General features: G+C 73.1%; 8 protein-coding genes and 1 tRNA gene. 7 read left to right on the top strand and 2 right to left on the bottom strand.

What is annotated here, in order from left to right:
* Nucleotides 1-355: 355 nt before the first annotated feature.
* Nucleotides 356-1,516 carry an SUKH-4 family immunity protein gene (locus ABZ919_RS31960; RefSeq protein ID WP_361254509.1) on the top strand — a complete coding sequence of 387 codons (1,161 nt, stop codon included), beginning with the start codon at nucleotides 356-358 and terminating at the stop codon, nucleotides 1,514-1,516.
* 155 nt (nucleotides 1,517-1,671) lie between these two features.
* Here the strand turns inward: ABZ919_RS31960 and ABZ919_RS31955 are convergent.
* Nucleotides 1,672-1,743, bottom strand: a tRNA-Cys gene (locus ABZ919_RS31955).
* 178 nt (nucleotides 1,744-1,921) lie between these two features.
* On the opposite strand from ABZ919_RS31955, the gene ABZ919_RS31950 reads away from it, so the two are divergent.
* From ABZ919_RS31950 to dapE, 6 genes are all read left to right on the top strand, one after another.
* Entirely contained in the window at nucleotides 1,922-3,355 is a 1,434-nt protein-coding gene (locus tag ABZ919_RS31950; protein ID WP_361254506.1) for an MFS transporter, read from the top strand.
* A gap of 48 nt (nucleotides 3,356-3,403) precedes the next feature.
* A complete protein-coding gene (locus ABZ919_RS31945) occupies nucleotides 3,404-3,604 on the top strand; it encodes a hypothetical protein (protein ID WP_361254503.1) in 201 nt (66 codons plus the stop codon).
* 318 nt (nucleotides 3,605-3,922) lie between these two features.
* Nucleotides 3,923-5,725, top strand: coding sequence for a DEAD/DEAH box helicase (locus ABZ919_RS31940; protein WP_361254500.1), 1,803 nt, complete (start codon nucleotides 3,923-3,925; stop codon nucleotides 5,723-5,725).
* 325 nt (nucleotides 5,726-6,050) lie between these two features.
* Nucleotides 6,051-6,692, top strand: a complete 642-nt coding sequence (locus ABZ919_RS31935) for a helix-turn-helix domain-containing protein (RefSeq protein WP_361254497.1) — start codon at nucleotides 6,051-6,053, stop codon at nucleotides 6,690-6,692.
* 223 nt (nucleotides 6,693-6,915) lie between these two features.
* On the top strand, nucleotides 6,916-8,373 hold the full coding sequence (locus ABZ919_RS31930) for an amino acid permease (protein ID WP_361254494.1): 1,458 nt from the start codon (nucleotides 6,916-6,918) through the stop codon (nucleotides 8,371-8,373).
* Nucleotides 8,370-9,425, top strand: a complete 1,056-nt coding sequence (gene dapE, locus ABZ919_RS31925) for a succinyl-diaminopimelate desuccinylase (protein WP_361254491.1) — start codon at nucleotides 8,370-8,372, stop codon at nucleotides 9,423-9,425. The genes ABZ919_RS31930 and dapE overlap by 4 nt, the downstream gene beginning before the upstream one ends.
* Here dapE and ABZ919_RS31920 read toward each other — a convergent pair.
* Nucleotides 9,406-10,962 (bottom strand): helix-turn-helix domain-containing protein, encoded by a 1,557-nt coding sequence (locus ABZ919_RS31920; protein ID WP_361254488.1) that lies wholly within the window; start codon nucleotides 10,960-10,962, stop codon nucleotides 9,406-9,408. The two genes, dapE and ABZ919_RS31920, sit on opposite strands and share 20 nt — an antisense overlap.
* Nucleotides 10,963-11,020: the final 58 nt, after the last annotated feature.

Below are 11,020 nucleotides of genomic sequence, written 5' to 3'. Positions count from 1 at the left end.
GACGGCGTGGTGGGCCGCGCGCTCTCGTGGTGACAGTGCGGCGAGCCGCCAGGTCGCCGTGGTGATCGACGCAGTGAGCCGGTTCGTCGTGGCGGCACCGACGGCACCGACGGAGGCGTCGGCACCGACGGAGGCGTCGGCACCGACGGAGGCGACGGGGGCGAGCGCTTCACGTGAGGCGTGGGATCCCGGCAGGGCGCAACGGGCGCGGGTCGCCGGACGTCCCTCTCCGTGAGGGCCGTTGTCAGTGGGGCGGCGTACTGTGCGAGGCGGTGGGGAAGCCGGCCGGGCCACGCAGTACCGGGGCCTGCGCCGAGTCATGTACTGGGTCATGGGGAAGGATCGCGGGGGAGCGATGAGCACGACCGACGCCGGGGCCCCGGCGATCACGCTGACCGAGGCGGAACTGGACCGCCATGTCACGCACGCGCCGACGCGCGGCCTGCTCAGCGGCACCGGACTGCCCACGGACACCGGTCTGCTGACCTTCTCCCCGCTCCGCACGCACGGCCTGCGCACGCTCGCCGACGCCGCGGACGGCCCGTTCCGGGTGGCGGACGAGCTGCGGGACCGGCTGGTGATCGGCGAACTCCTCCACCCGGCGGGCATGCGACGCGAGTCCGTCCTGCTGGACGGCGGCACCGGCGAGCTGACGACGGCCTACCTCTTCGGCCGCCCTCGCCCCCGCCCCTTCGCCCCCTCCCTCGCGACTCTCCTGCGTTTCTCCGCGGTGACCGAGGAACTGGCGGGACTGCGCGGCCGTTTCGCCTCGCTCGCGGGCCGGTACGGCCCCAAGACGGTGGCGGAGGCGACCCGCCGTCTGCTCTCCCTCTTCGAGGAGGGCGCGGGCGGCGAGGTCCCGGCGTACTGGAAGGCGGCGGCCCTGATCCGCCCCCTCTCCCTGGCCGCCGGCCCCGGCACGACGTCAGGCCTCACCCTGGACGTCCCGGCGCGTCTGCTGGACCAGGAGTTCGGGCACGGCAGGGTGGCCCGCTTCGAAGAGGTCGACTTCCCCGCGACGCTGACGCACGAGCCGACCCGGCGCTTCCTGCGGGAAACCGGCCTGCCGGAGGAGGCCGTCCTCTTCCACGCCGACACGGACGTCCCCCTGCCGACGCTCCGCGAGTACTTCTGCGACGAGCACACGGGCGACTACCCGGTCGACGAACTCCCCGCTCACGCCGACCACTTGATCCGCCTCGGTCACCTGGTCGAGGACAACAGCCTGGTGCTCGACGGCAGAACGGGCGCGGTGCTGACCTTCAGCGAGCCGGAGGCCACGCTCTACCCTCTCAACACCGACGTCTCCACCCTCGCCTTCACGCTCTGGCTCCTGCACCACGAGCGCACGATCGACGAACACCTCGGCCACGAACTGACCACGGAGGCGTACGACCACCTGGCCGCCGCGATGATCCACGCTCTGTCGGCCGTCGACCCCACGGCCACCCTCCCGACCACGGCCTGGCACTACTGGACGGAGACCTTCCAGGACGAGGCAGGCGGGGTGCTCTGAGACGAATGACGGGTGTCTGCTTCACCCCCGGCGTGAGCTCGAACCTCACCTCGTCGCTTTCCCGGAGGATTGAACGCCGTACTGAGACGGGCGACCAAAAGGGCGGCACCCCCCACAGGGTGCCGCCCTTTCCCATCGCCTGCTCAAGGCGCAAGAGGCCGTGGCGGGATTCGAACCCACGTAACTCGCTTTGCAGGCGAGCCCCTGAACCACTCGGGCACACGGCCGTGTTCGTGGCAGTGACGCTACGGCGCGGGTGCGGGGCTGCTCAAGGGCGGCGGCGGGGCTGCAACGCGACTGCCATGCGGCGTTCATGAAGGACCCGGAGGCGTACGACCTAGGTCGCAGTGCGAGCGGGACCACCGACAGGGGTCAAACCGCACTGTGCGCCTTACTCTGGCGACCATGAGTGCCCTCGAATCCCGTGACGCGACCGTCGTGAAGCCCGTCGAGCAGGACCGCGGCGTGCTGAGCCGGGCCTACCGGGCGCTCAGTGTCGGGATCGTCTCCGTAGTGGTGCTGATCGCCTTCGAGGCGACCGCTGTCGGGACCGCCATGCCGGTCGCGGCGCGGGAGCTGGACGGTGTGGCCCAGTACGCGTTCGCCTTCTCCGGGTACTTCACGACCAGCCTGTTCGGCATGGTGCTGGCCGGCCAGTGGTCCGACCGGCGCGGTCCCCTCGGCGCGCTCACCACCGGGATCGGCGCCTTCGCCGCGGGCCTGGTCGTCGCCGGGACCGCACAGGTCATGTGGGTCTTCATCCTCGGCCGGGCCGTGCAGGGCCTCGGCGGCGGGCTGGTCATCGTCGCCCTGTACGTCGTCGTGGGCCGGGCCTACCCGGAGCGGCTGCGGCCCGCGATCATGGCGGCGTTCGCGGCCGGCTGGGTCGTACCGTCCGTGGTCGGCCCGCTCGCCTCCGGCGCCGTCACCGAGCACCTCGGCTGGCGCTGGGTCTTCCTCGGCATCCCGGTCCTCGTGGTGTTCCCGCTCGCCCTCGCCCTGCCGCAGATACGGCGCAGGGCGTCCGGCCCGGTGGACGGGGAGGCCGGTGCGGGGGCCCTCGACCGGCGGCGGATCCGGCTCGCCCTCGGCATCTCCCTCGGGTCCGGTCTCCTCCAGTACGCCGCCCAGGACCTGCACCCCCTCTCCGCGCTCCCCGGGCTGGCCGGTGTCGCCCTGCTGGTGCCCGCCGTCCTCGGTCTGCTTCCGCGTGGCACCTACCGGGCGGAGCGGGGACTGCCCTCCGTCGTGCTGCTGCGCGGCCTGTCCGCCGGTTCCTTCATCGCCGCCGAGTCCTTCGTCCCGCTGATGCTGGTGACCCAGCGCGGGCTGTCCCCGATGCTCGCCGGGCTCTCTTTGGCCGCGGGCGGCTGCACCTGGGCGCTGGGCTCGTGGGTGCAGTCCCGGCCGCGCGTGCAGCCGTACCGGGAACGGCTGATGACCGCCGGGATGGTGCTGGTCGCCGCCGCGATCACGGCCGCGCCCGGCGTGCTCGTGCACTCCGTGCCCGTCTGGACCGTCGCCGTCGCCTGGGGCTTCGGCTGCTTCGGCATGGGCCTGGTGATCTCCTCCACCAGCGTGCTGCTGCTCCAGCTGTCCGCTCCGCAGGAGGCCGGCGCCAACTCCGCCGCGCTGCAGATCTCCGACGCCCTCTCCAACGTCGTCCTGCTCGCCGCGGCCGGCGCGGCCTTCGCGGCCCTCGGCGGCGGCAGCGCGGCGGCGAGCACGGCCACGGCCGGCGACGGCGCCCACCCGGCCGCCTTCGCCGCCGTCTTCCTGCCGATGGCGGTGGTGGCGCTCGCGGGAGCCTGGGTGACGACCCGGCTGCGAACCCGCTGACCTGCGGAAACCAGTCGCCGGGCGGACTCTGCCGCTTCAGTGTTCCCCATGCGTGAACTGATCCTCTCCCTCGGTCCCGGCACCCGGCAGGCCGTGGACGACCTCGCCGACGCCACCGGCCGCAGCGCCGAAGAGACGGTGCTGGCGGCCGTACACCGGTATCTGCACGAGGAGCGGGTGTTCGTCCGCACCCGGGCCGAGCGACTCGCGCACAGCCATGCCGACCTGCTGCGGAGGCTGGGTGAATGAGCCGTCACCTCACCGTCGCCGACGTCACCGCCATCGCCGAGATCGCTCGCCGCCGCCACCTTCCTCGCCCTCAACGGCGTGGATCTCGCCGGCGTCGATCAGGACGCCGCGTACGACCTGGTCATCGATGTGGCCTCCGGGGACGTCAGTGATGTTGCGGTGATCGCGGGGCGCTTGCGGCGGTTGTGACGTGGGTCCCACCCGCGGGCGAGGCGGCCTCGTCCGGGCGTTGACGGGAAGGCGGCGCCGGTAGGGTGGCCCGGTTGTCATACGTAGCCGAGCCCCAGCCCCAAGACGAGCCCCGACAAAACGGAGACCGTGACTACCACCGCCGCTTCCTCCTCCGCCCATTCCCACCACCTGTCGCCCGCCTTCCCGGGCCGCGCGCCCTGGGGTACCGCCAGCAAGCTGCGTGCCTGGCAGCAGGGGGCGATGGAGAAGTACATCCAGGAGCAACCGCGTGACTTCCTCGCGGTCGCCACGCCCGGCGCCGGCAAGACGACCTTCGCGCTGACCCTCGCCTCCTGGCTGCTGCACCACCACGTCGTGCAGCAGGTGACCGTGGTCGCGCCGACCGAGCACCTGAAGAAGCAGTGGGCCGAGGCGGCGGCCCGGATAGGGATCAAGCTGGACCCCGAGTACAGCGCCGGCCCGCTCGGCCGGGACTACGACGGCGTCGCGGTCACCTACGCCGGTGTCGGCGTGCGGCCCATGCTGCACCGCAACCGCGTCGAGCAGCGCAAGACCCTCGTCATCCTCGACGAGATCCACCACGCCGGTGACTCCAAGTCCTGGGGCGAGGCCTGCCTGGAGGCGTTCGAGCCCGCCACCCGCCGGCTCGCGCTGACCGGTACGCCGTTCCGGTCCGACACCAACCCCATCCCGTTCGTGACGTACGAGGAGGACAACGCCGGGATCCGGCGGTCCGCCGCCGACTACACCTACGGCTACGGCTCCGCCCTCTCCGACGGCGTCGTCCGCCCGGTGATCTTCCTCTCCTACAGCGGCAACATGCGCTGGCGCACCAAGGCCGGGGACGAGATCGCCGCCCGGCTCGGCGAGCCGATGACCAAGGACGCGGTCAGCCAGGCCTGGCGTACGGCGCTCGATGCGCGCGGTGAGTGGATGCCCAGCGTGCTGCGCGCCGCGGACCAGCGGCTGACCGAGGTCCGCAAGGCCATCCCGGACGCCGGCGCCCTGGTCATCGCCTCCGACCAGGACTCCGCCCGCGCCTACGCCAAGCTCATCCGGGAGATCACGGGCACGAAGGCCACGCTCGTGCTGTCCGACGACGCCGGCGCCTCGAAGCGGATCGACGAGTTCAGCGACAGCAACGACCGCTGGATGGTCGCCGTCCGCATGGTGTCCGAGGGCGTCGACGTACCGCGGCTCGCGGTCGGCGTGTACGCCACGACCATCTCGACCCCCCTGTTCTTCGCGCAGGCCGTCGGGCGTTTCGTGCGGTCCCGGCGGCGCGGCGAGACGGCGTCCGTGTTCCTGCCGACCGTGCCCGACCTGCTGACCTTCGCCAACGAGATGGAGAAGGAGCGGGACCACGCCCTCGACAAGCCGAAGAAGGAGGGCGAGGAGGACCCGTACGCCGAATCCGAGAAGGAGATGGAGGAGGCGAACAAGCAGCAGGACGAGGACACCGGCGAGCAGGACATGCTGCCCTTCGAGGCGCTGGAGTCCGACGCCGTCTTCGACCGGGTGCTGTACGACGGTGCCGAGTTCGGCATGCAGGCGCACCCGGGCAGTGAGGAGGAGCAGGACTACCTCGGCATCCCGGGGCTGCTCGAACCCGAGCAGGTGCAGCTGCTGCTGCAGAAGCGGCAGGCCCGGCAGATCGCGCACAGCCGGAAGAAGCCGGACAGCGAGGCCGACTTGCTGGAACTGCCGGCCGAGCGGCGGCCGGTGGTCACGCACAAGGAGATGATGGAGCTGCGCAAGCAGCTCAACACGATGGTCAGTGCGTACGTCCACCAGAGCGGGAAGCCGCACGGGGTGATCCACACCGAGCTGCGGCGGGTGTGCGGGGGACCGCCCAGCGCCGAGGCCACGGCGGGGCAGCTGCGGCAGCGGATCGCCAAGGTGCAGGAGTGGGCCACGCGGATGCGGTGACCCCCCGCCGGGTCCGGACCCCCAGGAGTTGGCGCGTGTCAGTTCCTGGGGCCTGTGCGTTTCCGGACGAACCGAGGCAGGCCGGATCTGGTCTTGCCCGGATTCTGGACTGAGACTTCCGCTCAGCGAACCGGCTTCGCTACTGTCCCGCTACGCACACGCCCCGTGGCAGCGCCGCCGCGGAGCGCAGCCGTGAAGCGACAAGGTCCGGAGCCGCCGGGCCGTTCTGCCGATCGGCGGCCTCTGAAGCGCGTCGCCGACGGGACTCGGCGACGCATCCGCCGATCAGGGGTCCGCCGGCCTCACCACCTAAGGAGTGGGCGTCGTGACCGCGGAGACCTCTCAGACGCTCGACCGGGGACTGCGCGTCCTGAAGCTGCTGGCCGACACCGACCACGGGCTGACCGTCACCGAGTTGTCCACGAAGCTGGGCGTGAACCGTACCGTGGTGTACCGGTTGCTCGCCACGCTGGAACAGCACTCGCTCGTGCGGCGTGACCTGGGCGGCCGGGCCCGGGTCGGTCTCGGGGTGCTGCGGCTGGGCCGGCAGGTGCATCCGCTGGTGCGGGAGGCCGCGTTGCCCGCGCTCCGTTCGCTCGCCGAGGACATCGGGGCGACGGCGCATCTGACGCTGGTGGACGGGACGGAGGCGCTGGCCGTCGCCGTGGTCGAGCCGACGTGGACCGACTATCACGTGGCCTACCGGGCCGGATTCCGGCATCCGCTGGACCGGGGGGCCGCGGGCAGGGCGATCCTGGCCGCGCGTCAGTCGCCGTCGGTGCAGCCCGCGTGCACCCTCACCCATGGCGAGCTGGAGGCCGGCGCGAGCGGCGCCGCGGCACCACTGGTCGGGGTCACGGGAGTCGAGGGCAGCGTGGGCGTCGTGATGCTCGCGGACTCCGTGCCGGAGCGGGTGGGGCAGCGGGTGGTGGAAGCGGCCCGCGAGGTCGCCGAGGCCCTGCGCTGACCGGCGGCGGGTCTTGAAGCGGGCGGCGGCTGCAGCGTCCTGAAGGAGCGTGGGGAACTGCGCGACCGACCCCACTCGCCCGCACCTCGCCACATTGCCCCAGCCGCCCTTTTGCCCACCCGGCCAAACGTCGGCCCGCACCTTTGGCCGATCCGCACACCCCGCCGGGCCCCCGCCTCCGCATCATCAAGGGCCAACACCCCGAGGCGGAGGGAACAGCGCGGTGGACACAGTGGGCACCCGGCCGGAGGCCGCAGCACAAAGAGCAAGCGCACACCGGCTCACCCGGCGGCAGCCGGTGCAGCGCCTCGTCGGCGAAGCCGCCGGCAGCCCGCTCAGGCGGACCATGGGCGTGGCCCAGCTGACGCTGCTGAGCGTGGGTGCCACCCTCGGCACCGGAATCTTCGTCGTGCTGGGACAGGCCGTGCCGGAAGCGGGGCCGGCGATCGTCGTCTCCTTCGTGCTGGCCGGTGTCACCGCCCTGTTCTCGGCGCTGTCGTACGCCGAGCTGGCCGGAATGATCCCCGGCTCGGGATCGTCGTACAGCTACGCCTACGCCACCCTCGGCGAGCTGGTCGCCTGGGTGTGCGGCTGGTGTCTGATCCTGGAGTACGGCGTCTCGGTGGCCGCGGTCGCCGTCGGGTGGGGGCAGTACGTCAACGAACTGCTCGACCTCACCTTCGGAGTCACGCTCCCCGACTCCCTCAGCGCACCGCCCGGCGCCGGCGGCACCCTGAACATCCCGGCCGCCCTCGTCGTCGTCCTCGCCATGGTCGTCCTGCTGCGCGGTGCCAAGGAGAGCGCGGTCGCCAACACCGTCATGGTCGGCGTCAAGATCGCCGCACTCGTGCTGTTCTGTGCCGTCGCCTTCACCGCGTTCCGCGCCGGGAACTTCCACCCCCTCTTCCCGCTCGGCGCCGCCGGCATGAGCGCGGGAGCGGCTTCCCTGTTCTTCTCCTACATCGGGTTCGACGCCGCCTCCACCGCCGGGGAGGAGGCCCGGAACCCGCAGCGGGACCTGCCGCGCGCGATCATCCTGTCCCTCGTGCTGGTCACCGCCCTGTACGTGCTCGTCGCGGTCGCCGCGCTCGGGGCCATGCCCTGGAAGCAGTTCGCGGGGACCGAGGCCACGCTCAGCGAGGTGCTCGTTCGGTCCGTCGGCGGCGGGAACCTGTGGCCGGTCCTGCTGTCCGTCGGCGCGGTCGTCGCCACCACCAGCGTGGTGCTCACCGTGCAGTACGGGCAGATCCGCATCCTGTTCGCCATGGCCCGGGACGGGCTCGTGCCCCCGCTGTTCGCGAGGGTGCACCCCCGCACCGGCGTGCCCCGCGCCAACACCGTCATCGTCTCGGCGTTCATCGCCGTGCTCGCCGCCCTCGTCCCGCTCGGCAGGCTGGCCGACGCCACCAGCATCGGCACCCTCTTCGCGTTCATGCTGGTCAACCTGGCGGTCGTGCTGCTGCGCCGGCGCAGCCCCGACACCCCGCGCTCCTTCCGGGTGCCGTTCTCGCCGGTCACGCCTCTGCTCGGCGTCGGCTTCTGCCTCTACATGCTGGGCAGCCTGGGCGCCGGCACCTGGATCGCGTTCGGCGCGTGGATGGCCGCCGGTCTGGTGATCTACGGCCTGTACGGCATCCGGCACTCCAAGCTCGACCAGCCGCGGGAGCAGGCCCCCGCATGACCGCCCTCGATCTCACCGCCGACCTCGTCACCCTCACCCGCGCCCTGGTCGACCTGCCCTCCGAAAGCGGTCAGGAGGCGGACATCGCCGACGCCGTGCACACCGCCCTGCGCGCCCTGCCGCACCTCACCGTCGAACGGATCGGCAACTCCGTCGTCGCCCGCACCGGCCTCGGCCGGCCCGGACGCGCCCTGATCGCCGGGCACCTGGACACCGTTCCGGCCGCCGGAAACCTGCCGTCCCGGCTCGCCGGCGACCGGATTCACGGGCTCGGCGCGTGCGACATGAAGGGCGGGGTGGCCGTGGCCCTGCGGCTGGCCGCCACCGTTTTCGAGCCGGCCCGCGATCTCACCTACGTCTTCTACGAGTGCGAGGAGGTCGCAGGCGAGCGCAACGGGCTCGGCCTGATCGCCGCAGCCCGGCCCGGGCTGCTCGAGGAGGCCGGCCTGGCGATCCTCATGGAGCCGTCCGACGCCGGAGTCGAGGCCGGGTGCCAGGGCATCCTCAGTGCCGACATCGTGGTCAGGGGCGCCCGCGCGCACACCGCCCGCGCCTGGCAGGGCGTCAACGCCGCGCACAAGGCGGCGCCCGTCCTGCAGCGGCTCGACGACCACACGCCCGAGCGGGTCGTGATCGATGGGCTGGAGTACCGGGAAGGGCTCGGCGCCGTGGCCGTACGGGCCGGGGTCGCCGGGAACGTCGTGCCCGACGAGTGTGTCGTGACCGTCAACTGCCGGTTTGCGCCGAACCGTTCGCCCGAGGAGGCGGAGGCGTACGTGCGCTCGCTCTTCCCGGAGTACGAGGTCCGGGTCACCGAGGTGGTCGCCGGTGCCCTGCCGCATCTGGACCGGGTCGGCGGGCTCGTCGCCGCGCTCGGCGCCGAGCCGAGGCCCAAGCTCGGCTGGACGGACGTCGCCCGGTTCGCCGCGCTGGGCGTGCCCGCGCTCAACTACGGCCCCGGGGACCCCTCTTTGGCGCACACGGCGGGGGAGTACGTACCCGTGGAGCAGCTGCGCGCCTGTGAGGAGCGGCTCAGGGCGTGGCTGGGCTGAGCCCCGCCAGCACCCGCAGTTGCAGCCAGAGCACCAGCCGCTCGTCGGGGTCGTCCAGGTCGACCCCGGCGAGCGGCTGGAGCTGCCTGAGGCGGTAGCGGCAGGTGTTGGGGTGGACGGCGAGGAGTCTCGCCGCGCCCGCCATGTCGCAGCCCGCGTCGAACCAGCAGACCAACGTGCGCGCGTACTCGGTGCCGTGCGCGGCGTCGTACGCCAGCACCCGCCGCCAGGCGCCCGCGTTCAACTCCCGCCGCTCGCCCATCACTTCGGCCAGTCGCAGCAGCGTCACCCGGGGCCGTACCTCGTCCACCGAGGCCACGGGCAGGTCCGCGTCCAGCACCCGCAGCACCAGGTCCGCGTCCGCCCGCGAGTCCGCGAGCCCGTCCGCGTCCGCCACCACCTCGCCGAGCGCCGCCCGCACCGGCACCCGCAGCGCCTGCGCGGCCCGCGCCACGATGTCCTCGGCGAGCCGCTTGTGCCGCTCCTCGGAACCGGGCAGCACCGCGTACACCACCCCGTCCACCAGCACCCCGGCGTGCCGTCCGTAGCGGGCCTCGCACTGCAGGCGTACGACGTCCAGCAGCCGCAGCGCCGTGCGCTCGGCGTCCGGGACGCTCGCCGCGGAGTCCAGGACGAAGGCCGCGACCCGGGCCGGTCCGGCCAGGCCCACGCGGGCGGCGGCCGTCGCCGCGTCCGCCGCCGTGCCGTCCAGCAGCCGGCGCAGCAGTTCGCTGCCCCGGTGCCGGGCCAGTTCCCGGGCCGCGCGTGCCCGCAGCAGGAGCAGGGCGGCGGTGGAGGCGCCCTGGGCGAGGGTGTCCTCGGCGTCCGGGGCGAGCGCGCCGCCGTCGATCACCCACACCGAGCCGAGCGTCTCCCCGCCGGCCCGCACCGGCATCGCGAGGCGGGGCAGGTCCGCGTCCGAGAGCGCGGGCAGCCTCAGCGGGCGGTCGGCGGCGAACAGCCGGCGGTACTGCTCGGTGTTCTCCGCGCTGGCCGGCACCTGGCGGCCGAGGATGCCCTGTTTGCGGTCCTCGTCCACCGGCTGGCCCGGGACGGTGGAGTAGGCGAGGATCCGCTGCCGGGGATCCTCGACGGCGGTGGCCCCGCCGGTCGCCGTCGCGATCGCGTCGGCCAGTGCGAACAGATCGCCGAGCCCGCTGTCGGCCGACACCGTGTCGGCGTGGCGGGCGGCGATGGCCGAGGCCAGCAGCAGATGCACGTGGTGCCAGGCGGCGTCCGGGGCCACCGACAGCAGCGCCACCCCCTGCGCCTCGGCCTGCTCCACCGGCCCGTCCGCGCCGCGCACCACCACCCCGCTCATCGCGGCCCGGGCCGCGGCCCGCAGCAGCGGCCCGGCCTGGGCCGCGGGCACGCCCACTGCCAGCAGCAGCGCGCCGGGCAGCCGGGGGAGCGAGGTGCTGCCGTCGTGGAGCACCGCCTCGGTGACCGGTACGCCCTGCCCGGCCGGTGCCGTGTGCAGGCGCAGGGCAGGGCCGCCGACGACGTCCAGGAGGTCGCCGAGGGTGCAGACGTCCACGAGGGGCCTCCAGGCTGTTGGCGGATGGTGAAACGAACGTACGCATGTCTTGGCCGCT

It is taken from the genome of Streptomyces sp. NPDC046759, assembly GCF_040645475.1.
In the GTDB taxonomy this organism is placed as follows: domain Bacteria; phylum Actinomycetota; class Actinomycetes; order Streptomycetales; family Streptomycetaceae; genus Streptomyces.
This window is presented reverse-complemented; position numbering and strand designations above follow the sequence as displayed.